The organism is Flintibacter sp. HCN-6482 (assembly GCF_037892565.1).
In the GTDB taxonomy this organism is placed as follows: domain Bacteria; phylum Bacillota; class Clostridia; order Oscillospirales; family Oscillospiraceae; genus Lawsonibacter; species Lawsonibacter aceti.
This window is the reverse complement of the sequence record NZ_JBBKBK010000001.1, coordinates 18,433-43,621: the sequence shown is the minus strand read 5'-3', so window position 1 is coordinate 43,621 and position 25,189 is coordinate 18,433. Positions and strand designations below refer to the sequence as shown.

The window sequence follows — 25,189 nt, the reverse complement described above, 5'->3', positions numbered from 1 at the left end:
TTAAGGAAAGAAGTCAGTCCTGATACAGGGGGAAACGGGCGGTGAGGGCCAGGGCCTCCTCCTTCAAACGATCCACCTTGGCGGTAAAGTCTCCCTGGGCGGCGGCACAGATCAGTTTGCCCACGATCTCCATCTGCTCCTCTTTAAAACCGCGGGCGGTAACGGCGGGAGTACCCACTCGGATGCCGGAGGTGACAAAGGGCTTTTCTGGATCGTTGGGAATGGCGTTCTTATTGACCGTGACACAGATCTCGTCCAGCCGGTGCTCCATCTCCTTGCCGGTCAGATGGGCGGGGCGTAGGTCCACCAGCATCAGGTGGTTGTCCGTGCCGCCAGACACCAGATCCAGGCCGCCGGCCATGATAGTCTTGGACAGAACTTGGGCGTTTTTGATGATCTGACCCTGGTATTCCTTGAACTCGGGCTTCAGAGCTTCGCCAAGCGCCACGGCCTTGGCGGCGATAATGTGCTCCAGCGGGCCGCCCTGGGAGCCGGGGAAGATAGCGGAGTTCAGCTTTTTGGCGATGTCCGGGTCGTTGGTCAGCAGCATACCGCCACGGGGGCCGCGGAGAGTTTTGTGGGTGGTAGTGGACACCACGTCCGCATAGGGGATGGGGGACGGATGGAGCCCGGCGGCGACCAGTCCGGCAATGTGGGCCATATCCACAAAAAGATAGGCCCCTACCTCGTGGGCGATATCCGCAAAGGTCTTGAAGTCGATGGTGCGGGGATAGGCGGAGGCACCAGCCAGGATCATCTTGGGCTGGTGTTTTTTAGCTAGGTCCCGGACCTGGTCATAGTCGATATATCCCTTGCTGTCCACGCCATAGGCCACCATATGATAGTTCTTGCCGGAGAAGTTGACAGGAGAGCCGTGAGTCAGGTGTCCGCCGTTATCCAGGCTCATACCCATGACCGTGTCGCCCAGCTGGCACAGGGCCTGGTAGACAGCATAATTGGCCTGGGCGCCGGAGTGAGGCTGAACATTGGCAAACTTGGCGCCGAACAGCTCCTTGGCCCGCTCGATGGCGATATTTTCCACCACGTCCACGCACTGACAGCCGCCGTAATACCGTTTGCCGGGATAGCCTTCGGCATACTTGTTGGTAAGAACAGTGCCGGCCGCCGCCAGAACAGCGGCGCTGACGATGTTCTCCGAGGCGATCAGCTCGATGTTCTGCTGCTGGCGGTCATACTCCGCCCGGATGGCCTGACCCACTTCAGGGTCCTGCGCGATGAGAAAATCCATAGACTCCTTGACCATGTATAGCTCCTCCTGATATCAATAAGCAGTTTGCTCTGAGGAAAAGAGATATTCCCCCAGAATAATATATATTATATCAGTAAGCGGAGAAAAAACAATGGAGGAATGAAAAAAAGCCGTCGAAATTTTCCGGTAAGTATGGTATGATATCAAAATGACAGAACTTCTCCCTCGTGTGGAGAAAGCTGAATGGAGAGAAACAGATATGAAAAAGAAAAAGGCCGATGTGGCCGCCATTATAGAGGAGCTGAAAGCCCTATATCCGGACGGAATCTGTTCACTGGACTACCGGAAGGACTACGAACTTCTATTTTCCGTTCGACTGGCCGCCCAGTGTACTGACGAGCGTGTCAATAAAGTGACTCCGGCACTGTATGCCCGCTTTCCTACTCTGGAGTCGCTGGCCAATGCTGAGATTGCCGAAGTGGAGCAGTACATACATTCCACGGGCTTTTTCCGGGCAAAGGCCAAGGACATCGTACTAGCCTCCCAAATGCTTCTGCGGGAATACGGCGGCAAGGTGCCCAATACTATGGAGGACCTGCTGAAGCTGCCTGGTGTGGGCAGAAAGACAGCCAACCTGATCCTGGGAGACGTGTACCACACCCCCGGCGTGGTGGTGGCGGACACCCACTGCATCCGTATCTCCGGTCTGCTTGGGTTGACCGACGGCTCCAAGGACCCAACCAAGGTGGAGATGCAGCTGAGGAAGATCCTGCCTCCAGAGGAGTCCAATGACTTCTGCCACCGGCTGGTCCTCCATGGACGGGCCGTCTGTATCGCCCGGCGGCCCCAGTGCCAGCAGTGTACCCTGCGGCCCTGGTGTGATTTTTTTAGTAAGCAGCAGGGAAAAGGAGCATAAGGGCCGGAGCGTCCTTTCGCCAGGATGTCATCTATCTGGCGGGCAGCAGCGCATATGCGCAGAAAGGCGGAGCAACCATGAAGAAAAATTATACCATTTATCAGGTGGACGCGTTTACACGGGAGAAACTGGCGGGGAACCCCGCCGGTGTGGTGCCGGACGCGCGAGGGCTGACAGAGGGACAGATGCAGCGCATCGCCCGGGAGCTGAATAACTCGGAGACGGCCTTTCTTTTCCCGGGAAAAGAGGGGGAGTATGATGTCCATGTCCGGTTTTTCACCCCCACCCGAGAGGTACCTGTCTGTGGTCATGCCACCATCGCCTCCCACTATATCCGGGCCATGGAACTGGGTCTGGACAGCGCCCGGGTAGTCCAGAAGTGCGGAGCTGGCCTTTTTCCTGTGGATGTGTGCAAGGAAAACGGTGATTACCGGGTGGTCATGACCCAGGGCAAGGCCGTCGTAGGAGAGCCGTTGCCCCAGGAGTACCAGGCCCGCGTGCTGGACGCCCTAGGCGTGACATGGGACGACCTCCGGCCCGGATGCCCCATGGCTTCCGCCTCCGTAGGCTCTCCCAAGCTGATGGTGGTCCTCAACGACCTGGATAAGCTTCACAGCTTAAAACCGGACTTAGAGGCTCTCAAGGAGTTGAGTGGTGAGATTGGCTGCAACGGGTATCTGGTCTTTACCCTCCATCCTGGGGAGGAGCCTCTGGTCCATGGACGAATGTTCGGTCCTGCGAACGGTGTGGCCGAGGACCCGGTGACGGGGATTGCTAACGGCCCCATGGGTGCCTATCTGGTCCAATTTGGACTGATCCCCACAGATGGAGACGAGGTGCGCTTCACCTCTGTCCAGGGGGAGGCCATGGGCCGGCCAGGTGCTATGGAGGTCTGTGTGGAGCTGGAGGAGGGACGTCCCGGCGAAATCCGCATTATCGGCGACGCAGTGGTGGCGTTCCAGGCGGAGATAACGCTGGACGAGGAATGACAGAGAACCCCGTGAGGAGATGAGAAACGATGGCATACCGCCCGTTAGCGGATGAGATACGCCCCCAGAGCCTGGATCAGGTGGTGGGGCAGAGGCATATATTGGGAGAAAACGGCCTGCTGCGCCGGATCATTGAGGGGGGCAATATCCCCAACCTGATTTTTTACGGCCCCTCAGGCACAGGCAAGACTACGGTGGCGAACATCATCGCCCAGCGGACCAACCGGCCCCTGCACCGGCTCAACGCCACCACGGCCTCCATCTCTGACATCAAGGACATCATCGGAGATATCGGTACTTTGATGGCGCCGGAGGGTGTGCTGCTCTATCTGGACGAGATCCAGTACTTCAATAAGAAGCAGCAGCAGTCCCTGCTGGAGTTTATGGAGGACGGTCGCATCACCCTTATCGCCTCCACCACAGAAAACCCATTCTTCGCCGTCTTTGGGGCGGTGCTGTCCCGGGCTACGGTTTTCGAGTTTAAGCAGATCACGGCGGAGGATGCCCTCCCCGCTGTGGAGCGGGGTATCTCCATCATGGAGGAGCGGTTGGGCGCCCAGGTAGTATGCGAGGACGGGGTAAAGGAGCACATCGCCTGGGCCTGTGGCGGCGACATCCGAAAGGCCATGAACGCCATTGAGCTTTTACTCAGCGCCGCGAGGCGTGAGCAAGGGAAACTCCTTGTCAGCTTGGAGGATGCCAAAACGGTGGCCCAGAAGTCGGCGATGCGCTACGACCGGGAGGGAGATGCCCATTTTGATATCGCGTCAGCCCTCATGAAGTCCATGAGGGGCTCTGACCCGGACGCGGCGCTCCACTATCTGGCCCGGCTGCTGGAAGCGGGGGATATGATTACCGCCATCCGCCGCATCCTGTGCTCCGCCAGCGAGGATGTGGGCATGGCTTATCCTCTGGCGGTGCCCATCGTCAAGGCATGTGTGGACAATGCCCTTCAGCTTGGGCTGCCGGAGGCCAAGCTGCCTCTGGCCCAGGCGGTAGTCCTTTTGGCCACTGCCCCAAAGTCCAACACCTCCTGCATGGCCATTGAGGCCGCTATGGCCGATGTGCGCCGGGGCAGGGTAGGGGACATCCCGCGGCATCTCCAGAATGTCCACGCCGATTCCTCCGGTCTGGAGCGGGAGCAGGGCTATCTCTATCCCCACAGCTTCCCAGGCCGGTGGGTGGACCAGCAGTATCTGCCCGACGAGCTGAAGGATGTGCGCTATTACGTCTATGGGGAGAATAAAACAGAACAGGCCGCCAAGCGGTACTGGGATGAGATAAAAAGAAAAAGGGAGTGACCCCGCCTGGGGTGGGAAGAGGGAAGCATGGAGGAGTTAGAAGTTTTCAGAGCGTTGGTCATCGTCTGTCCGCTGATCTTTCTGGGAGGCATTGTAGACGCTATCGTGGGGGGCGGGGGACTCATCACGATCCCAGCCTATCTGCTGGCTGGGCTGTCTCCTCACGGGGCCACCGCTACCAATAAATGCAGCAGTTCCTGTGGGAGTCTGCTGTCCACCATCCGTTTTTTCCGTCAGGGGGACGTTCATCTCCCAAGCGTCCTGGTGGGGGCGGCGGCCGCCCTGGGAGGCTCCTGGATCGGAGCGCGGCTGAATATGATGGTTCCAGAACAGATCCTGTATTATATCATGCTGGCCATTGTACCTGTTGTGGCGGTTTTTCTCCTTGTCAGGCGGGACCTTGGAAGGGAGGACCGGTCCAGTGAGCTGAGTCGGGCCCAGCTTATGGCTATATCTCTTTCCATCGGCCTGGTCATTGGAGGGTATGATGGCTTTTTTGGTCCGGGTTCTGGCACCTTTATGATACTGGGCTACACCGCCCTTTCCAAGTTTGACCTGCTTACCGCGTCAGGAAACAGCAAAGCGATCAACTTTTCCAGTAACATCGCGGCGCTGGTGACCTATGCCCTGGCGGGTAAGGTCGTGTGGCTGGTAGGGATCCCTGCCGCCCTGTGCAGTGTGGCGGGCAACTATGTGGGCTCCAGTCTGGCCTTCAAGGGGGGCGCTAAGATTATCCGCCCTATGTTTTTTGTGGTGCTTGCCCTGCTGCTGGGGCGGCTGATCTATGATTTGGCAGTGTAGTCCGGCGTATTTGTGAGGGAGGGCAGCCTTGTAGGCCGCCCTCCCTCTTTCATTTTCTTCCGAAATAGCTGACCAGCAAATCGACACAGGCTCCGTAGGAGCGCATCCCCAGCTCCTGGCCGTTGCCCTTCAAAAAGGCGTCGTAGGCCTGTCCGGCCGCATCCTCGATAGGGGACTCCAGGGCGGCCCAATAGGCGTTGTTCTCATTCCAGTCTGTGGCCAGCTCCAGAGTAAACCACCGGCCGGCAATCTCGTCCCACAGGTCTGGAGCTACGGGGTACAGGGCGTTACACAGCTGGATCAGTCCGGCGAGATAGCCGGAGTATTGAAAGACGGTGTCGCCGCAGGTGACACAGGCGGCGATGCCCACAAAGTTGGCCTCCAGCTCAGAGGCTACCATCCGCTGGTGGGCCATCTCATGGGCGATGGTTTCCGGAATCAGGCAGGCGGGACAGTCCACATTCACATTGGCTTCTCCGGTGAAGGGGAAGTAGACGCCAGTAAAGCCCAGAATACTCTGGAGCCTGGAAAAGAGAAGGGGTTTTGCCCTGACCGGCGGGATATCCAGACAGGGAAATTCCTGGATAAGCCCTTCATAGACCTGTGTTCCTTTGTGAAAATAGTAATCACGGGGCACAGCGAAGCGGCCCTCTGAGTCCCGGTCCACCTGGCTGGAAAGCCGGGCGGCGTTTTGGGCAAAATACTCCGTGACGGCGGCCAGCGCCTCGACTGAGTAGGGAGCGACCTCCAGCCCACTGCGCCGGGTGAAGCTGGAGGCCTGATAGGCGGCGTTCCAAAACCAGAAAAGGGCCGCTAGGACCCAAAGCCACACGGCGGCCAGCGCCAGCAGCCGCCGTAAGAGAGGGGAGAGCTCCCTGCGCCGAACAGCTAAAACGATAGCCCGGACCAGCCAGGCCACGCTGCCTGTCAAGACCAGGACGACCAGGACCTCGGCCACAGAGAAGGGAAAGATGGACCACATTCGGCCCAAAAACTGCTCCACAGGAGCCATTACGCCAAAGACCCACCAATCCATCACTCTGGGCAGAGGGCTGAGAAGATAAAACAGCCCAATGAGCAGGATTGGGAGGAACAGAGCGGCGGCCAATCCCCAGTGTATCTTTCGTTTTACCTTTGTTTCCATAGCGGCCTCCATGGGGCAGAAAAGGGGCAGGTCAATTTCCAACAACGACAGGTCCCGAGGTCCATTCCCGCCCGGGAACGGGAACGGACTCCAGGCACAGGTCATACAGGTCGGTGCATCTGGCCTCCTGTGCGAAAAGGGAGCGGCCCACCTCATCCAGTGCCTTGGCGTGGGCCGGCTTTGTGAGGATGGGCAGAGATGCCTGGGACTTCATCTTCTTCAGAATGGCTTGCCCCCTGGCGTTAAGGCCCAGCACACGAAGATAAGGCGGATTGTCTGGGCGGTCTGCCTCCGTCAACCCCAGGTAGGCCCACGTCAGCAGACGCCGCGTCCGGGACGCAGTCCAATGTCTGGGCTTGGCCAGATGGAAAAACTCCTCTAGGGAGCGGCAGTTTCGGCCAGCCCGCTCCAGCCGGACGGAGGCTCCCTCCGCTGCCCCGCTGTCAGGAAGCTTGGCCCAGTTTTCCGCTGTCATAGCGCGTAGGTTGGCCAGCAGACCCCGCTCTACCCGCTTCAAGGAGGGAGGACCATGCCAGCCCTCCTTTAGTACCTCCAGTCCTCCTTGGGGGAGATAGAGCTGTGCGGCTTCCCAGCTTTCCTGTTCCAAAAAGGCCCGAAGCTGGGTAGCAGAGAGAAAACGGGGGCGCTCCGCCACCTTTAACAGTACGCCGTGGGGAGCCCCCTCCCGTCTGACGGTCATAGGGAGAATACTGCTTTTCAGCCTGTCCAGCTCCCGGAGATACTCCACACCCAAATTGTTGTTGGGAGCAGACAGAAGCTCTGAACTATCGGGCCCAAGGATGCTCCGCACCGTTTCCTGCCGGGAGGAGGCGAATGGCATCCCCTCGTCCACGAAACGGCGTACTCCCGTCTCGTATACCGGACTGTTGAGACACACGGCCACCCGTTGGAGCCGGTCCACATCTCCGCACTCGCTGCCGAAGGAGAGCACATCCACCACTCCAGTGGCCTCCAACAGGTCCACAGCCCCCTGAGCGAAGGACTCCGCCGAGGAGACTGCCCACACCGTGGGCAGTTCCAGCACCAAATCGACGCCGCCCATCAGGGCCAGCCGGGCCCGGTTCCACTTATCAGTAATGGCACAGCCTGCCTGCTGGACCCAGTTTCCGCTCATGACAGCCACGACCCCGGCCTCGCCACCCACGGCCCGCCGGCTCTCAGAGATCTGATATTGGTGGCCGGTGTGGAAGGGATTGTATTCCGCCACGATGCCGATGACCCGCATGGAAGGCCTCCTGACAAAGAAAATTTCCTGTTTTTCGAAAAAACGGTTGTCCTGGCCGGGGAAAAGCGGTAGAATAGGGACCATGGACAGAGGATGAAACTATTATAGTGCATCCCCCGGCTCAAGGCAACCACAAGCTTGTGAAATTTGATTTGTGAAGGAGATCGATCTCAATGAACATTTTGGTCATCAACGCTGGCAGCTCTTCCCTGAAATACCAGCTGCTCAACCCTGAAACCCAGCAGGTGCTGGCCAAGGGACTGTGTGAGCGCATCGGAATTGACGGTAAATTTACTTATAAGCCCGAGGGTAAGCAGGCCGTCAAGGAGGCCGACGTGGCCATGCCCACCCACTCCGAGGCCATCCAGACTGTGCTGAACGCCCTGGTGGACCCCGCCAATGGCGTCATTGGCTCCATGAAGGAGATTGATGCTGTGGGTCACCGGGTGGTCCATGGCGGCGAGAAGTTTGCCAAGAGCGTGCTCATCACGGACGAGGTCATGGCCGCCATCGAGGAGTGCAACCCCCTGGCTCCTCTGCACAATCCCGCCAATATCATCGGCATCAAGGCCTGTCAGGCCCTCATGCCTGGAACCCCCATGGTGGCTGTGTTTGACACCGCGTTCCATCAGACCATGCCCTCCGTGGCCTACACCTACGCCCTGCCCTATGAGTATTATGAACAGGACAAGGTCCGTCGCTACGGCTTCCATGGTACCAGCCATAAGTATGTGTCCCAGCGGGCGGCGGCCATGCTGGGCAAGCCCATTGAGGAGCTGAAGCTCATCTCCTGCCACCTGGGTAACGGCTCCTCTGTTACCGCCATTGACGGCGGAAAGAGCGTGGATACCTCCATGGGCTTTACCCCCCTGGCTGGTCTGCCCATGGGCACCCGTGCCGGCGACATCGACGCCGGTATTATGGAGTACCTGATGAACAAGTACGGCTATGATATCAAGGAGATGCTGAACATCCTCAACAAGAAGTCCGGCGTCCAGGGCATCTCCGGCGTATCCTCTGACTTCCGTGATTTGGAGAAGGCAAAGTCTGAGGGCAATCAGCGGGCCGCTCTGGCTCTGGATGTGTTCCATTACAGCGTGAAGAAGCTCATCGGCTCCTATGCCGCTGTTATGGGAGGCGTGGACGCCGTGATCTTTACCGCCGGTGTAGGCGAGAACGGCGCCGGCGACCGCAAGGCCATCGTTAGCGGCCTTGAGTTCATGGGAATCAAGATTGATGACGAGAAGAACGGCAAGCGGGGCGAGGAGATCGACATCTCTGCCCAGGACGCCACCGTGCGCACCCTGGTTATCCCTACTAACGAGGAGCTGATGATCGCTCTCGATACTGCCGAGCTGGCGAAGTAAAACGGCTGAACAAATCGTGTCATACAGGCCGCCGGAATTCCGGCGGCCTATTCTATTTTGTGGAGAGAACAGCCGCCCGTTGACAATTTCAAAAGCTCTATACTATAATAGAACCACTTTAAAAAAGGACGGGACAGGAATGGATATCCATGTCAATGACATCCTGAAAATGAAGAAGCCCCATCCCTGTGGCAGTCAGGAGTGGCTGGTCCTGCGGGTGGGGATGGATTTCAAGCTGCGCTGCCAGGGCTGCGGGCATGAGGTCATGCTCCCCAGGAGCAAGGCGGAAAAAAATATCCGCAAGGTATATCGGGACGGCAGCGAGGTGGGGGCGTGAGTCTCCCATCCAGTAATAGACGGACGGAAGGCGGGTCACACTATGGATAAGAGATTTTGGAGCGGCCGTATTCAAGACTTGGAACCCTACATCCCTGGGGAGCAGCCGAAGGACCGGGTATTTATTAAGTTAAATACCAATGAGAATCCCTACCCGCCTTCCCCTAAAGTGTTGGAGGCAATCCGCTCTGCTGCTGATGAGACATTGCGGCTCTATCCGGACCCGGAGGCATCCCAACTGCGGCAGACCATCGCGGAGTACCACGGCCTCACTCCGGAACAGGTGTTCTGCGGCAACGGCTCTGACGAGGTGCTGGGCCTGTGCTTTTACGCCTTCTTCTCCCCGGGCAGAAGGGTGATCTTCCCTGATATCACATACAGCTTTTACCCGGTCTACGCTCACCTTTTCCAACTGGATTTTGAGGAGATACCGCTCAATGAGGACTTTTCTTTCCCAGTGGAGAAGTTCCTGCGCGGCAGTGGAGGCGCGGTGGTGTGTAATCCCAATGCCCCCACCGGCCGTACCCTTCCGCTGGAGGAGATCTGCCGCATCTTAGAGGCGGACCCGAACAGGGTGGTGATGGTGGACGAGGCATATGCCGACTTTGGTGCCCGTTCTGCTGTGGAGCTGTTGAACCGCTACCCCAATCTGGTTACAGTCCACACGCTGTCCAAGTCCCGGTCCCTGGCCGGTATGCGTGTCGGCTATGCCTTGGGAAGTCCTGAGGTGATGGCCGCTGTGCGCTGTGTGAAAAACTCCTTTAACTCCTACCCTCTGGACCGGCTGGCCCTGGCGGCTGGGGAGGCGGCGATTCGGGATGTGGAATACTTTGAGGAGAGCCGGCGTAAAGTGATAACCACCCGGGAGCGTACCACGGCCCGCCTGCGGGAACTGGGCTTTTTCGTCCATGATTCCAACGCCAACTTTATTTTTATTACGCATCCCGCTGTTGGCGGAAAAGAGCTTCAGCAGGGCCTGCGGGACCGCGGGGTCCTGGTCCGTTGGTTTGACAAACCCCGCATCCGGGACTATCTCCGCGTGTCCATCGGCACTGACCAGGAGATGGAGGCGATGTGCCGGGCCTGCCAGGATATTTTGAAAGGATAGAGACTTATGCGTTACGACAGTGACCTTCTGTACCGTCCGCCGGGAGAGTGGAGGAGCTATCTGCTCCAATGTACCATTGGCTGCTCCAACAACCAGTGTACCTTCTGCGGAATGTATAAATCCAAACAGTTCCGAATCCGCCCGACAGAGGAGATCCTGGAGGATATCGATATGGCTCGGGACTACTACGGTCCTGGACTCCAGCGGGTCTTTCTGATGGACGGCGACGCCATCATCATCAAAACGGAGGAAATGCTCCGCATCCTGAAAAAGCTGTACGACACCTTTCCTCATCTGGAAAAGGTCACGGTCTATGCCGGCCCCCGTAGTACGCTTTCCAAATCGCCGGAGGAGCTGAGGACGCTCCATGAGGCGGGTCTTTCCAGAGCCTATCTCGGAGTGGAGAGCGGCAGCGACACGGTACTGCGTTTCATCCGGAAGGGAGTTACTGCCGACCAGATGCTGCTGGCAGGACAGCGGCTGGTGGAGGCGGGCATCGATCTATGGGTCACCATCATCCTGGGCATGACTGGGGCCAGGGGAGAGGGGGGCGACTGGCGGGAGCACATTCTGTCTACCGCCAAGATGATAAACGCCATGAAGCCAAGGCACTTGTCCGCCATGACCTTTGCCCCGGCCAAGGGGACTCCGCTGGGGGAGGATTTGCTGGCTGGCCGCTTTGAGGTGTGCTCTGCCGACCATGTACTGGAGGAGTGCCGTCTGCTGATCGAGAATCTGGATGTGGACCCGCTTCATTTTACCAGCAATCATGCCTCTAACTATCTGCCCCTAAAAGGCGGATTGCCGGAGGATAGGGAAAAGTTCCTCTCCATGATCGACCAGGCTCTGGAGGGAAAAATACGTCTGCGCAAGACATTGGACAGAGGTATCTGAAAAGAACTCCCCGGACGCTCACCCGTGGCCCGTCCGGGGAGCGATGGGCAACCTATTCATTTTAGCTCTTGACAAGTGGGTGGGGGTATGGTATGATAATCCTCGCCTCTGATTTGTTTGAAAAGATGAGGAGAGATGTCCGAGTGGTTTAAGGAGCCGGTCTTGAAAACCGGTGACTCGAAAGAGCCGTGGGTTCGAATCCCACTCTCTCCGCCACTTTTCATCTCTAGCCAAAGTAAATAGTGAACTCGTAGCTTACAGCCATGCAGAAGTACCCAAGTGGCTATAAGGGGCTCCCCTGCTAAGGGAGTAGGCGGGTAAAACCGTGCGGGGGTTCGAATCCCCCCTTCTGCGCCAAAAAGCCGCAACAATTTGGATATAGTGGGCTGTAAGCTCACTGTTCCAAGGTGTTGCGGCTTTTTATTTGTAAAATTTCTGAAGGTAAAAAAGATGCCAGACGAGGATTCCTGAAATCGAATGGACTTGCACTTTTTGGAACCAAAGGCAGAAATAAACGCCCTTTTTCAAATCAAAAAGGCGATGAACTGCTCCTTGTCAAGCAGACAAAGCAAAAGATAAAAAATTAAGCAGAGGATTCTATAGCCAGTAGGATCCTCTGTTTTTTATTTAGTGGAAGTTTCGATAAATTCCGCCGACGTCATACAGCCAAGCTTTTTCTGATGTCAATGGTTGTTATAGAAGTTAATGCATGCACAGATTGCCTCCCGAAAGGTATCATAGTCCTCAAAATGATAGAGGCGTTACAATCCCGTTTTCAGGATACCCCAGAACCCCTCCATCGGGGTGTTATCAAGACAGCGTCAAACGCGGGACATACTCTGGTATATGCTAGCCCGTTTCATAACTTTTTGGAAGGGGCGGCTGGTGTATTGGACACCCAGGCCGTTGTGAAGCAGCGGCTTTGTGTGCGGATATTTCTGAAGAGCCTGCTCGAAAGTATTCAGAAACAGAGGAGTATTATTACGACGGCTCAGGGAAAACGCAACAATATTCCTTCCGTAACAGATTCAACACGGCGCTCAGGCACGCCTTGCCGCCTTAAAGTCGCTGGCCCACACACTGTTTTGGTTTGACATCCGACCCACAAAAATGTCACCGCTGGTTGTCAAACATGCTTTTATGGACATGCCTTGGTAGGTATCCACGATGAGGACGGCAGCCTGTCGGCTGGAAATCTGCTGGATGATCCCAGCGTACTCCATTTCTGGCAGAAAATATGAGACAGCAGATCAACGCGACAGAAACTGCTGTAGGTCTTCTTCTGATGTTCACCGCCGTACCGGTTCGGTTACTTGAAATTGGCGGCTATGCATCTGTGTGAGCAGGATATCACCCTGTTTCTCTCGTATGCGTGGATCGGTACGGAGTCCCCAAACAATGACCCGAATCTCAGCAAAAGAAATCTGTTGGATATGTTTCGTTCTATTGACCCACACAGGCTGATGAATGAGGGGGAGTACGATCTGTTCCGGCGTCTGGACGATGTGATGACGGCCTAACACACTGTGATCCCACTCAACGCCCAAAATGCCAGGGAATTGTCATGGACGATGAACCGTGAGGTTACTGAGTGGTTTGCCCACCAGCATGGTGAAAACGGCACAATATATGAGGCGCAGCTCAGAAAGAAGAAGATCCTATGAGAATTAACATCGGAGCAGCCCCCATACATCATGACGGCACAATACTCTCCCTACACCCACTGAAACGGGAGAAAACGGTCTTACGCCGAATCAACGGCGTATTCCGCCTGCTTGGAGAGAAAATAACCTTGGAACAGTTCTGGGAACAGTTCTGCGAGGAACATGATTTGGCATACCCCCAAGATAATCAAGAATTTACGCCCTGCCTTACCGGATGAGGCGGGACTGTTCTATTCCGAGCTGGAGCCTGAAAAGGACAAAGCCCTCAGTACAGTCGGCCATATAAGACTTGACTACGGCCACGGCGGGAAGGAGTTCTGATATACCTGGTGGCCTCACAATGACGACCGGTTCAACATGCCAGAATTCAAAGATATCCTGTAGCGGTTTGTGACAGCTTGCGAGGGGATGGGCCGCTGAAGGATCTGAGAGCCATGAGAGCCGACTGCCTGCGGCACGGCGGGTCCATTACAGAAGGTAACCGCCGCTATGAGACAACGAGAGACAGTGCTGGCCGGGGATCCGAATCATAGCCGCTGAGTTGGCTCTCTCAGTCCACGGTCAAGCGGGAGAATGGGAGCTTCAGTTCTAACCTATACAAACTCCAATGATGAATAAAAAGCAAGGGCCCCGCCAAGGTGCTCTTGCGTCTTGACCGTAGACGAGGGTAGATTCATGGTGAATCCACCAGAAGGACCCACTCTAAGGAGAAAATATAAGGCGGACAAGGATACTTATGGCCTCAAACGACTCTATAATATTCCTACTGAAAATGACCACGAACTGTAATTTCTGGCTCAATAAACCAAGTAGTCCCAAACAAAGACTTGATTTGCTCCTTACTTTGGCGCAGATCTGACTAAAATATTAAAAATTCACAACTAGTATCAGTCGAATACTCGATCAAGCTGTCAGGGTAAGAGAAGATATCTGGAGTACAAAAATTTAAATATGAAGTCGCCGGCGCAGCTCCTTTACCCGATCCCGGCCGATGGGGAGGGAATCGGAGGAGCCGCGGACCCGGAGGGCAAAGCTGCTGTTATTCCAGGGAAAAATATCCTGGATATATTTCAGGTGGACTAGGCAAGTCTTGTGGATGCGGTAAAAACCCTGCCCATCCAGGCGGCTTTCATACTCAGACATAGGAGAGTTGTCGCTGTAAGATTCGCCGGACAGAGTATGGAGGACACAACCACGGCCGGCCCCGTCAGTCTCAATATAGGTCACGTCATTGACATCAAGCAGAATGGTATGACGGTTACAGCTGACGGCAAGACGGAGCGGCCCAGGGGTCTTGTGGGGAGAAGACTGAAGCTCTGCCACACACTGGTCCAGCGCCTGACGGATCCGCTGGGGATCAAAGGGTTTGAGAATATAGTCGTCTACCCGAAGTTCAAAGGCAGTGACCGCGTACTCAGAGTACGCAGTGGCGAAGATGATCTTCGCCAATGGCATGAGACGGCGAGCGAGGGAGGCCACCGTAGTTCCCTCCAGGTCACCCAGATGGATGTCTATAAAAAGAATATCAAAGGTATCCTTCTCCAGCAACTGGATTCCCTGGGCACCACTGGATGCCTCAAATATTTCGGCTTGTGGCAGATGTTGACGAATCTGGTGGATCAACTCAAGGCGGGAATATTTCTCGTCATCGATTACTGCGATACGCACTGGACCTCACTCCTTTTCACATCAGAATAGGACTGGGAAGGCGGAGTCAGGGGAATAGAGAAAAACACAGTAGAGCCGGCTTGGGAGCTGTCGATGGTAAATTTGCACTGTTCTCCGTAGATGCTGCGAAGCCGCTTCCGTACATTGAACAGGCCGGAGTAGCTTGGATCTTCCGGGTCCTGAAGCATCTCTAGAACCTGGGGCGGAAATCCGTGGCCCCGGTCAGAGACTTGGATATAGGCCCGCTCCTGATCCTGGCGAATGCAGATACAGACGTGTCGCTCATCTACAGAGGTGCTTCCGTGGCGTACTGCATTCTCAACAATCGGCTGGAGAATCAGCGGAGGGAGGTGGAGCCGGGTCAGGTCGTCAGGTAGCTCGCGGGTCACATGGATAGCTCCCTCAAAGCGGGCATCTACAAGGGCCAGATAGTTATCCACATTGGACATCTCCTGGACTAAGGTAACAAAGGGCTCGTTGATAGATAGAGTTTGGCGCAAATAGCTGGCCAAAATCAGAATGGTCTCTCGTGCCCGTTCGGAGTCGGTGAGGCACAGGGCGGAGATAGTGTTTAGTGCGTTATATAGGAAGTGAGGATTGATCTGGGACTGAAGGGCCCGGAACTCTGCCTGCCGCCGCAGCTCGATCTGGTGGTGGAATTCTCCCAGCTCCAGTTGGGAAGAAAAAAGCTGGGCCAAACCGTCCGCCGTGCGGATGTCTGCATCCAGAATTAGATTGGGTCCCATAGGGACCACCAGGATCAAAACACCCACTGCCTCGTCATCCCACATAAGAGGGGCGGCAATGGCGGCATTGTCTTCCTGGTGAACTGGTACGTCTACCTCGCCGGGAAAATCCTGCATTACCACCAGTTCTCTCCGCTCTAGGGCCTGGCGGGCAGGTTCGGGCAGGGGGTGACCCTGAAGGGCAATACCACTGGAGGCCAGTACCTGCTCCCGGTCTGTGATGATCACCTGAAAATCAGGCAAGGTGGCTCGGACAGTATCCGTCGCCTGTTGGAGGGAGTGCCTATCCCCAAGACCCTCTCGGAGATAGGGGAGGCATTTCTGAGCGATGTACAGGGCGAGGTACTGCTGCTCTACCAGTTCAATGGTCAAACTGCGGTTGAGTCGGTTGAGCAAAGTCATGAAGATGACAAGCCCCAGAGAATTCACCACCATCTTGGGCAGAAGGATTACCTTCTCCAGGGCGATAGCGGCCTCAAAGGGTTTAGCCAAAATCAGAATCAAGACACATTGTACCAGTTCGGATACAAGAGTAATGGCGACAAGGGCGAGGTTCCGCCTGGAACACCGGCTGAATCGGCGGTAGCACAGAGCGCCGATGATACCAAAGCCAAAGGTACCCACCCCACAGGCCAGAGAGGTGAAGCCGCTCGGATCAAAAAGATAGCGGTGCAGGCCGCTGAGAGCGCCCGCGCACAGTCCGGAAAGGGGGCCGCCCACAAGACCAGCAGCCACAGTGCTCACCACCCGCGTGTTGACTACCGCCCCCTGGAAATTCATTCCTGTATAGGTCCCGCTGATGGACAGCAGGCCGAAGATCAGTCCCAGGCATAGCTGATTGGGAACGGAACGGACCCTGCGCTTCAGTATGATGCGCAGAGGGCGGACCTCCGTCAGAATGGCGGCGACGATGTAGAGCAGACTGATGTTAAGCAGGAGATAGATCAGCAAGCTGTTCTTCATACAGTTCACCTCGTTCCTGGCAAGTCAAATGGGCGAGGAGCCGTGGCCGGACCGGATATAGCTGTGGCAATTAACAGATTCTTAACAATCATAAGTTTAACATGAACGGGCTGGATTTTCAAGAAAGTGGAGGAACCGTTCTCACACGGTTTCCAACCGTTCTCACAGGTAAAATGACCTTAGGCCGAAAATTCGTTGACGAAGATGTTTTTTGCACATAAAATGCGCCATAGAAAGCGGAAAAATTGTGCGTATTGTGAGCTCCGCTTTTATTTCCACGGATGGCCGCTGAAATAAAAGAACTACTTTGAAGAAAAGGAGAGAATTGAAAGATGAAGAAGATCCTGGCTTTGGCTCTTGCGCTTTCCATGGCACTGTCCCTAGTCGCCTGCTCCAACGGAACGGAGAATACCTCCAACGGGGGAGGCTCTAACGGCGGAGGAAGCTCTGCCTCTATTCCGGATGGCTCCGCTGGGGGTGACAGTGAGAAGGGGCTGACCGCGGATGAGCGCGCCGGTGAGTTTATCACTGTGGGCACCGGCCCAACCTCCGGTATCTATTTCCCCATTGGCGGTGCCTTTGCCACCGCCTTGGCGGACTGGGGCTATAAGACCAGCGCTGAGTCCACCAACGCCACTGGACAGAACATCCAGAATATGCTCAACGGTGATCTAGAGATCGCCATCGCCATGCAGGACGCTGTCATGCAAGCCTACACCGGCACCGAGGCCTATGACGGCATCGAGCCAGCCGAGAACCTGCGTGCCCTGATGCGCTTGTGGCCTAACTATGTTCAGCTGGTTACCACCGCCGACACCGGCATCACCTCCATCCAGGACCTGGTGGGCAAGCGCGTGGGCGTAGGTGCCGCCAACTCCGGCGTGGAGATCAACGCTCGTATGATCCTTAACGCCTATGGCATTACTTACGATGACATTACCCCAGACTACCTGGCCTACGGCGAGGCTATCGAGAACATGAAGAACGGCCAGTGTGACGCCGTGTTCGTCACCTCCGGTTTGCCCAACGCCACGGTTATGGACCTGGGTGTTCAGTATGACATGGTGGTGGTCCCTCTGGACGGCGAGGGCCGCGACAAGTTGGTGGAGGAGTATCCCTACTATGCCAAGTCTGTCATCCCCGCCAATACCTATAACAACACTGAGGATATCGAGGGCATCTTTGTGTACAACATCATGTTGGTCCGGGATGATCTGAGCAATGAGATGGTGTACGACATGCTGGAGGGTATTTTTGCTAACATTGATACCATTAAAAATTCCCACAACACCGCCAACGAGAACATTGACATCACCTTCGGTGTCGACGACATCCAGCTCCCCCTGCACCCTGGCGCCGAGGAGTTCTGGAAGGACAACGGCTACCTGTAACTGTTGATGTAAACCCTCGTGCCGGAGGACAAATACCATAGTCTGTCCTCCGGCCTTTTTTGAGGACGCATTCGAATGAGACACAAGGCTCACTTTTTTCTGCCGCTGGCAGTTTTAGCTGCGGTGGTGTGCGCGGCTCTGTGGTGGGCATTTCTTAGCCCACATATGGTTTTCCAGCTCTATGACAGGGAGAACGAACGGGTCGTACTGGAAGTCCCGGCTGGCCCCGGCGACCAGCTCCGGCTGGAGATTGAACATTCTTTTGAGCACATTCCCTGGTACGAATATTACACCGTGACCGACGACGGCGCATTCAACCTGGATGCCATCGCAGTGGCGGGATACGGCGCGGGAATTCCGGCAGAAATGGACGTGCCCACCCACATCGAGGATGGGTTAGTCTGGATGGAGGAGATCAACAGCCGTTTTGAGCAGTTTAGGTGGATCACATCGGCTTCTTATATGAAGGGGCTGCAGCTCAATGGCGAGGAGATTTTTGACTTTCGGACACTGCCGGACGCCAGCCGAATCCGGGGTGATATGATTATGAAAAGGGGGTACCTCTCCATTGGCTGACATGGAAAAGAATCCTGTGATCGAAGCGTCGCCCATTGATGAGGCCAAGGGCGCAGAGATTATGGAGAAGTACGAGAAGGAGTCTCGTACCCGCAAATTTGACGCAGGCTGGCTGGTAAAGCTGATTTATTTTATCTGCCTGGCCTTCACTATCTACCACCTGGCCTATGCCTCTGGAATCCGGGCGCTCCAGATGGTCAGCATTAAGCACCACGCCATCCATGTGGGGCTTATCCTGGTGCTGGGCTTTGCTCTGTATCCCGCATTTAAAAAATCGACCCGCAGAAAGATCGTCTGGTATGATTGGGTGTTCCTGATCTTCTCTGCGGCCATGCCCATCTATGTGTTTCTGCGCTATCCCACTTTTATCTCCACTGGTTTCCAGGGAGAGATGATCGACGTAGTGATGGGCACCATCATGATCTTCCTGGTCATGGAGTGTTCTCGCCGCATCAGTGGTCCGGCACTGACGATCTTGAGCGGGATTTTCCTAATCTATGCCATCTTCGGTCGCTCTTTCCCCGGCGTATTCATGCACCGCGGTTACACCTGGCACCGGATCGTCACTTACCTGACTACCGATATCTATGGAATTTATGGCACCTCCATCCAGGTGTCCGCCACCTATATTGTGCTGTTCATCATCTTTGGCGAAGTCATGAACAAGTGCGGCATGGGCCAGTTCTTTAATGACATAGCCAACGCTTTGGCTGGTCACACAAAGGGCGGCCCCGCCAAGGTGGCCGTGTTGGCCTCTGGTTTCCTGGGCTCCATCAACGGCTCTGCTGTGGCCAATGTGGTGACTACCGGCACCTTTACTATCCCTCTGATGAAAAAGACCGGCTATAGCAAAGAGTTTGCCGGCTCTGTGGAGGCCACCGCCTCTGTGGGCGGCCAGCTTCTGCCCCCTATCATGGGAGCCGCTGCCTTTGTTATGGCGGAGACCTTGGGCGTCCAGTATGGAGAGATCATCAAGGCGGCTGTGATCCCGGCCCTGATCTATTATCTGGGTATTATCATCCAGGTACAGATGCGGGCCACCAAGGATAACCTGCTGGGCCTGCCCAAGGACCAACTGCCTCGGGTAGGACAGGTAATGAAGGAGCGCGGCCACCTGCTCATCCCCATCGCCTTCCTGCTTTACATGTTGATCTGGAGCGGCAAGACGGTGATTTTCAGCGCCTTCTGGACTATCGTGGTCACCATTGTAGTGGCTCAACTTCGGCCCATCAGCCGTATGAGCGTCAAGGATATCTGTGACGCCTTTGTAGCGGGCGCTAAATCCACTGTTTCTGTGGCTATCGCCTGCGCCTGCGTGGGTATCATCGTGGGAATCTGTGGCCTGACCGGTTTTGCCCTGAACGTGGCCAACACCATTATCAGCATTGGTCACCAAAACCTGTTCCTGACCCTGCTGTTTACCATGGTTACCTGTATGATCTTGGGTATGGGCCTGCCTTCCATCCCCTCCTACTTGATTACGGCCACCATCGCGGCTCCTGCTCTGGTGGAGCTGGGGATCCCCGCTATCGCGGCCCACATGTTCTGTTTCTACTTCGCCATGTTCGCCAACCTGACTCCCCCCGTTGCTCTGGCGGCCTTTGCCGCGGCTGGATTGTCGGGCGGCAATCCTATGAAGACAGGCTGGCAATCGGTAAAACTAGCCCTGGCCGGATTCATTGTCCCTTATATGTTCGTTTATAGTCAGCAGCTCCTGCTGATGGACATAGATTTTATCAGTGGTACTCGTGTGGTCATAACCTCCTGTATCGGCGTGGTGCTGATCGGCGCGGCGGTAGAAGGTTATCTCTTTGGCCGGCTGAATCCGGTGTTGAGGGTCATTTCCTTTGGTGCGGCTATGATGCTCATAGATAGTGGCGCAATTACTGATCTGATCGGAATAGGTGGTTTGTTCGTCATCATTTTGTTCCAGAAATTTGTGGTTGCTAACCGGAACAGAAAACCTACCGCGGCATAGCAGCAATATTCTCTGAAACAGGTCACCCGGCAGAGATTCCTGCCAGATCGGCCCGCTATTACAGGAAAAAAACCAGGTACTGGGATTTGCTGAAAGTAAAGGCCCCGCACTCCTTTGGGCGGGGCCTTTGGTTCTTCTATAAGTTAAAATCGGTCTAAAACTGTAAAAAAGAAGCCGGAAGCATTGACTGGCGTCAGTGGGAGAATCCCAGAGGCGTCAATCAATACTTCCGGCTTTCCTTGATATAACTGCTGTTCAGTTTTGATATACTTATGGCGTAACGAAGATGAATCCAGCTTCTATGCGGACTCTGCACAATGCCTCCGCTTGGCTTAAAAACTTTAAGAAATCAGAGCCAGCATTAGGCGAATATTCAATCAAGCTATCAGGGTAAAGGGAAATATCTATACCTCGTTGTTTCAATTCTAATTTTACCATCTACCTCTCTCGTGCCTACGCCCCAAGCAAGCTATCGAGGTGATTGAAACGGATCTGTCTAGCCTGAAGTGGATTATAGCCAGAGTTGCACCTACTCCGCTGAACATCATGCAGGAGTTCTGGAACAAGGGTGTCAAGTTTGTTCTAGACTATAGAATGGCTGAGGCCGGTCGCAATAACCTGTCCACTCCGCCTCAGTTAGTTTCCTAGGATGTTACGAGGCGAAGTATGCCTCTGTGGGCAAGCTTTTCTATCTGCCAATCCCAAGTTGATCGATGACGACGGCAACGAGATTACTGAGCCCGATATCCCTGGAGAGCTTATTTAGGGCAGGCCCCAAATCGTCTGCAGTTATTGGGCAACGTGACCGAGACAAAGAATACTCTGGTAGACGGTTAGGCGCATACTGGGGATATGGCCTCTTTCGATAAGGACAGCTTCTATTATATCGTTGGCCGCAAGAAAATAAAAAAGGTAATGAGCTTGAGCTATTCTGAGGGAACCGAAAAATGGAAAAATCGCAGCATCGATCCGGCAGGGAGCAAACGAGTATCTGAAACAACACTACAACACCGTGTTTAAAGTCTTTGTTGTTGTGTTCGTTGTACTCCTGTTACCACCAATGGAAAATGCTTTCAATCTATACACCTGTTGCATTTGTGACTGGTGGTCTATTCTCTATGCTAGCGGGCTTTATCGACAGGAAGATTGCTAGTGCCTCTAATGCCCGGTACCGCTCACGCCGTTTCTGAGAGTCTTGTTTATATAAGCTTCCACAAAGGTTGATTCTATCATCCAAATCCCTCTCTCCAGGACAGAAAATTACAGAAGATCAAGCTGGTGACGTTGTAAGTGACTGTTCCTGCAAACGTTGTGAGACAAAATTTAAGAAAGTTTCAGCTGTCGGAGAAATCTTACGGTCATTCATACATGCAAACACGCGCTGCACTTTCAAATCATAACCATTAACTGGTCGACAACACAGGCTATCGGACTCAAAGTGCTCGGCAGCAGTGCTGATAAAAACAGAAACAGCGCGACCAACCTGAGCCCATAGCATTGCCCCATTGCGGGTAGAACTAACGGCAAAAACATTAGGGCAAAAACCCGCTTTTCGACAAGCTTGTAACAGGCGGCTTTCAATACCACGAGGGTAGGCAATTGGAACATTTTGTAGCAAACTAATCGGAATCACATCAATATCGCCAGATAACCAGTCACTGTCCCGGGGATATGCAACCATAGTTCGGGCAGTGATAGTTTGAGACAACTTTAAATTCAGCTCTGTATGAAGGGAAGCACTACTCAAGATGCCAACATCAATTCTATTCTCATCAAGCATTTCAATTAGGACTTTTGTGCTCGCTTCATAAAGTTCAAAACGAATTCCCGGATATGCCCGGCTAAAATCCCCCAAAATTAGAGAAAGCGTAGGATCCGGTAAAATGTGGGTCAAACCCAGACGCAAAATTCCTTGTGTCCCTCTGGTACATGCCTGTATTTGCTTTTGGGCATTATCCTCATGATCACATATGCTTTTCGCTCGATCATACAAAATAAGTCCAGCTTCTGTGGGATGGAGTCGACGTCCATTTCTCTCCATTAGGACCGCATTGAATTCTTTTTCTAATACTTTTAATTGATTGCTAAGAGCTGGCTGAGCAATGTGGAGTTTTTGCGCTGCTGCAGACATACTTCCTTCGTCGATGATAGCAATAAAATTGCGATAATATTCAACGTTCATACCCTTTCTCCTGACCCAACAAATATATCTACAATTTATAATAAATTAGAATAGGATAATTTGCAATATAAAATCAAAATTATCTATTTTAAAAAATTAAAATAGTCAAAACTACTAAGTTTAAATTTTTCTACAGGGCATTTTAACTTTTGCTACCTACTCTATATATAATGTATTTTTATTAAAATCTTAAAAATTTGGTATTTGTATTTGTATTAAATTATTGATATAGTTAACACAAGAAACAAGCCTAATCAACATATCAGGCTGGTAAAAATGGTCAAAACACACCATTGCTAATACGACCAAAGTTTTACTATTAGATTCCACTGAAATCAGCAAGGCTTTATCTAACCTTATTGTGCCGTATTTACTAAGCCTACAGATAATGCTCTACTTTTGAAGCTTATTATATATAAAGGAGGTCAGGCAATAATGTCAACGAAATTCACCTATGTAGGTGGTATGTGTATGCTGATCCAGCGCAGCGACGGATACAAGATATTGGTAGATCCATATCTCCGCAAAAACAAGGATACGAACAAAACACCCGAGGATTTTTACGATGTAGATCTAATTTTGGTCACTCATCATGCAGGTGATCATTATGGAGACGTGGTGGAAATCATGGAACACAGTAATGCCAAACTTGTTGCTCCCAGTGATGTAGCCTACTTTGTCAAAAAAGAATGCCAAGTTCCCCTGACCTCTCCTAAAGATGATCCAGAAAATGGTCGGGTATATGCCAGCGCCTATGGAGATACTCGTTGCTTTGGTGTAACAAAAACACATTGCGCCCAAGCAATTCACCTCTCCCGCGGAAAAGTCAACGATGTACCAGTTTATGGTTTACCGGCTAGCTTCGTTATTGAAGTAGAACCCGGCGTGACTTATTTTCATCCTGGTGATACGGCACTACACGAAGGCCTGAACTTGCTGCATGAATTGTATCATCCTAACATTATGGCTATTGGCGTATCAAACATCAAGCCGCATGCATCTCGTGAGATGTCGGCAAGAGAAGCAGCGATAGCATGTTCCTGGATTGGTGCCGATTATATTATTCCAACCCATTACATGCCCGACACTGACGACCTAGACGAATTTCTCCAAAATATTAAGTACATATACCCTCGGGCCCAAGTATTTCCCGGCATCGGAAAATCTTACCTTTTCCACCCAAGCACGGTAGAGGAATTAGAGGGAGCGGAAAATATATGATAAATGGAATAAAAGTAACGTTCTTTGGCGGCATGACTGTACTACTGGAAAACGAAGCAGGCTTTAAAATTCTAGTAGATCCTTATTTCACCAAAAATCCACACCGAGTCCGTCATGCTTATGATTTCTATGATGTGGATCTGATTGCGGTGACGCACAACGCAAATGACCATTATGGAGATACCACTGAGTTACTGATAAACGGGAAGGCATCTTTAGTAGCTGCAAATGATGTTATTTACCGTGCAAAACAGGAATGCAGAAACATGGTCGATAGTAGTCGTCTTTATTCTACGATTTATGGGGACAGCAAGGAATTTGATGGTGTGTCTATTCGCGCTGTGTTGGCCCAGCATATATCTAAAACAGAATTTGGAAATGGTATTCGTAGTTTTGCACCGCCCCTTGGCTTCATCATCCAGTTTGATAACGGAGTAACTTATTACCATGGAGGCGACACAAGCCTCTACGGTGACATGAAACTGCTGCGAGAATTATATCATCCGGATATTGCCTGTCTGAGCATTGATCGATGGAAACCCCGGTTTGGTTGTGTCCTCTCTCCTCGGGAGGCAGCTATGGCAGCTAGTTGGCTAGGAGTTGACGTGGTAATTCCGGGACATTATCCCCCCGGTAGTACCGCACCTGAAGAGTTTAAAGAAATGATGCGGGCTTTTTCTCCTAATGTACAGTTAAAGGGGAAGATGAACAGTCCTTTTCGATATATTCCCTATCAGATTCTAGATGAATAGTATCATCGGCGGAAAGTGAGGAACACTGTAATGACAGAAAATAAAGTTGGATTTCGAATTTTTCAACATGTAAATCGTGCGGACCATGAACTAGTGGAGGCGTTCCGGGGCATTTCGAGTTGTTGTATATCGGACCAGACCTCTAGAATGTACTGTATGAGTCAAGAACTTCACCCATTGACAGATCTGCCTCTATTGGGCACCGCAATTACAGTAAATACCGCCGAGGGTGACAATTTAATGATTCATAAAGCCATTGATATGGCACAGCCTGGCGATGTAATTGTAGTGAATGCGCATGGGTGCAAGACACGCTCCGTCGTAGGAGAAATGATGGTCCGTCATGCAGCTGCCCGAGGAGTAACTGGCTTTATCGTAGATGGTATGACCCGCGATCCAGAAGGGATCCGGCAAGCCGGAATTCCAGTTTTCTCTCTGGGCAGTATTATTCTCGGCAGCCATCGCAACGGTCCAGGTGAAATCAACGTCCCAATCAGTTGCGGCGGTACTGTGGTCATGCCAGGTGATATTGTAATAGGAGACACAGAAGGCATTGTTGTGTTGAGACCTGATGATGCTGCCGATATTGTAAGCGCAGCTCGCAAGAAGCACGAACAAGAGTTGGACAAACGAAAAAAATATAAAAGTGGTGCTGTATCTGCTTCCAACAGGGATTGGATCGATCGTACATTAACTGAAAAAAACGTTCCCGTTTTGTGACAAGAGCCTCGTAACT

General features: G+C 53.3%; 21 protein-coding genes and 2 tRNA genes. 17 read left to right on the top strand and 6 right to left on the bottom strand.

Annotated features, from left to right (window positions below; all coding sequences use genetic code 11):
- Positions 1-13 precede the first annotated feature (13 nt).
- The gene (gene glyA / locus WKS99_RS00200; RefSeq protein ID WP_340405132.1) at positions 14-1,264 is read right to left on the bottom strand and encodes a serine hydroxymethyltransferase; all 1,251 of its coding nucleotides are present in this window, start codon (positions 1,262-1,264) and stop codon (positions 14-16) included.
- A gap of 205 nt (positions 1,265-1,469) precedes the next feature.
- On the opposite strand from glyA, the gene nth reads away from it, so the two are divergent.
- From nth to WKS99_RS00180, 4 genes are all read left to right on the top strand, one after another.
- Positions 1,470-2,126, top strand: coding sequence for an endonuclease III (gene nth, locus WKS99_RS00195; RefSeq protein WP_240287388.1), 657 nt, complete (start codon positions 1,470-1,472; stop codon positions 2,124-2,126).
- 77 nt (positions 2,127-2,203) lie between these two features.
- Entirely contained in the window at positions 2,204-3,115 is a 912-nt protein-coding gene (locus WKS99_RS00190) for a PhzF family isomerase (protein WP_147572191.1), read from the top strand.
- A 29-nt stretch (positions 3,116-3,144) separates the two neighbouring features.
- Positions 3,145-4,416: a replication-associated recombination protein A gene (locus WKS99_RS00185; protein ID WP_147572192.1), complete on the top strand. Its 1,272-nt coding sequence runs from the start codon at positions 3,145-3,147 to the stop codon at positions 4,414-4,416.
- A gap of 27 nt (positions 4,417-4,443) precedes the next feature.
- Entirely contained in the window at positions 4,444-5,217 is a 774-nt protein-coding gene (locus WKS99_RS00180) for a TSUP family transporter (RefSeq protein ID WP_240287392.1), read from the top strand.
- A gap of 49 nt (positions 5,218-5,266) precedes the next feature.
- On the opposite strand, the gene WKS99_RS00175 is transcribed toward WKS99_RS00180, so the two are convergent.
- Entirely contained in the window at positions 5,267-6,361 is a 1,095-nt protein-coding gene (locus WKS99_RS00175) for a DUF3810 domain-containing protein (RefSeq protein WP_186852112.1), read from the bottom strand.
- 31 nt (positions 6,362-6,392) lie between these two features.
- Entirely contained in the window at positions 6,393-7,607 is a 1,215-nt protein-coding gene (locus WKS99_RS00170) for a tRNA(Met) cytidine acetate ligase (RefSeq protein ID WP_240287395.1), read from the bottom strand.
- A 173-nt stretch (positions 7,608-7,780) separates the two neighbouring features.
- On the opposite strand from WKS99_RS00170, the gene WKS99_RS00165 reads away from it, so the two are divergent.
- From WKS99_RS00165 to WKS99_RS00135, 7 genes are all read left to right on the top strand, one after another.
- Positions 7,781-8,974 (top strand): acetate/propionate family kinase, encoded by a 1,194-nt coding sequence (locus WKS99_RS00165; protein WP_186852114.1) that lies wholly within the window; start codon positions 7,781-7,783, stop codon positions 8,972-8,974.
- Between the two features lie 139 nt (positions 8,975-9,113).
- Positions 9,114-9,311, top strand: a complete 198-nt coding sequence (locus WKS99_RS00160) for a DUF951 domain-containing protein (protein ID WP_147572196.1) — start codon at positions 9,114-9,116, stop codon at positions 9,309-9,311.
- Between the two features lie 42 nt (positions 9,312-9,353).
- On the top strand, positions 9,354-10,418 hold the full coding sequence (gene hisC / locus WKS99_RS00155) for a histidinol-phosphate transaminase (protein WP_240287397.1): 1,065 nt from the start codon (positions 9,354-9,356) through the stop codon (positions 10,416-10,418).
- 6 nt (positions 10,419-10,424) lie between these two features.
- A complete protein-coding gene (locus WKS99_RS00150; protein ID WP_340405131.1) occupies positions 10,425-11,312 on the top strand; it encodes a B12-binding domain-containing radical SAM protein in 888 nt (295 codons plus the stop codon).
- A 129-nt stretch (positions 11,313-11,441) separates the two neighbouring features.
- Positions 11,442-11,528, top strand: a tRNA-Ser gene (locus tag WKS99_RS00145).
- Between the two features lie 49 nt (positions 11,529-11,577).
- A tRNA-Ser gene (locus tag WKS99_RS00140) sits at positions 11,578-11,669 on the top strand.
- 971 nt (positions 11,670-12,640) lie between these two features.
- Entirely contained in the window at positions 12,641-12,832 is a 192-nt protein-coding gene (locus WKS99_RS00135) for a hypothetical protein (protein ID WP_240287182.1), read from the top strand.
- A gap of 1,089 nt (positions 12,833-13,921) precedes the next feature.
- Here the strand turns inward: WKS99_RS00135 and WKS99_RS00130 are convergent.
- Both WKS99_RS00130 and WKS99_RS00125 read right to left on the bottom strand, forming a co-directional pair.
- Positions 13,922-14,644, bottom strand: a complete 723-nt coding sequence (locus WKS99_RS00130) for a LytR/AlgR family response regulator transcription factor (RefSeq protein WP_186852119.1) — start codon at positions 14,642-14,644, stop codon at positions 13,922-13,924.
- On the bottom strand, positions 14,629-16,353 hold the full coding sequence (locus WKS99_RS00125; RefSeq protein WP_340405130.1) for a LytS/YhcK type 5TM receptor domain-containing protein: 1,725 nt from the start codon (positions 16,351-16,353) through the stop codon (positions 14,629-14,631). Before WKS99_RS00125 ends, WKS99_RS00130 begins: the two co-directional genes overlap by 16 nt.
- A 332-nt stretch (positions 16,354-16,685) precedes the next feature.
- Here WKS99_RS00125 and WKS99_RS00120 point away from each other — a divergent pair, with 332 nt between their 5' ends.
- From WKS99_RS00120 to WKS99_RS00110, 3 genes are all read left to right on the top strand, one after another.
- Positions 16,686-17,744 (top strand): TAXI family TRAP transporter solute-binding subunit, encoded by a 1,059-nt coding sequence (locus WKS99_RS00120; RefSeq protein WP_186852121.1) that lies wholly within the window; start codon positions 16,686-16,688, stop codon positions 17,742-17,744.
- A gap of 75 nt (positions 17,745-17,819) precedes the next feature.
- Entirely contained in the window at positions 17,820-18,320 is a 501-nt protein-coding gene (locus WKS99_RS00115) for a DUF1850 domain-containing protein (RefSeq protein WP_240287186.1), read from the top strand.
- A 1-nt stretch (position 18,321) separates the two neighbouring features.
- On the top strand, positions 18,322-20,298 hold the full coding sequence (locus WKS99_RS00110) for a TRAP transporter permease (protein ID WP_340405429.1): 1,977 nt from the start codon (positions 18,322-18,324) through the stop codon (positions 20,296-20,298).
- 1,270 nt (positions 20,299-21,568) lie between these two features.
- On the opposite strand, the gene WKS99_RS00105 is transcribed toward WKS99_RS00110, so the two are convergent.
- Positions 21,569-22,480 (bottom strand): LysR family transcriptional regulator, encoded by a 912-nt coding sequence (locus WKS99_RS00105; RefSeq protein ID WP_262669818.1) that lies wholly within the window; start codon positions 22,478-22,480, stop codon positions 21,569-21,571.
- A gap of 435 nt (positions 22,481-22,915) precedes the next feature.
- Here WKS99_RS00105 and WKS99_RS00100 point away from each other — a divergent pair, with 435 nt between their 5' ends.
- Genes WKS99_RS00100 through WKS99_RS00090 form a run of 3 tightly spaced genes read left to right on the top strand, consistent with a single transcriptional unit; the run spans position 22,916 to position 25,173 of the window.
- A complete protein-coding gene (locus WKS99_RS00100) occupies positions 22,916-23,701 on the top strand; it encodes an MBL fold metallo-hydrolase (protein ID WP_262669817.1) in 786 nt (261 codons plus the stop codon).
- Positions 23,698-24,453 carry an MBL fold metallo-hydrolase gene (locus WKS99_RS00095; protein WP_262669816.1) on the top strand — a complete coding sequence of 252 codons (756 nt, stop codon included), beginning with the start codon at positions 23,698-23,700 and terminating at the stop codon, positions 24,451-24,453. The genes WKS99_RS00100 and WKS99_RS00095 overlap by 4 nt, the downstream gene beginning before the upstream one ends.
- Positions 24,454-24,483: 30 nt before the next feature.
- The gene (locus tag WKS99_RS00090; RefSeq protein ID WP_186852126.1) at positions 24,484-25,173 is read left to right on the top strand and encodes an RraA family protein; all 690 of its coding nucleotides are present in this window, start codon (positions 24,484-24,486) and stop codon (positions 25,171-25,173) included.
- Positions 25,174-25,189: the final 16 nt, after the last annotated feature.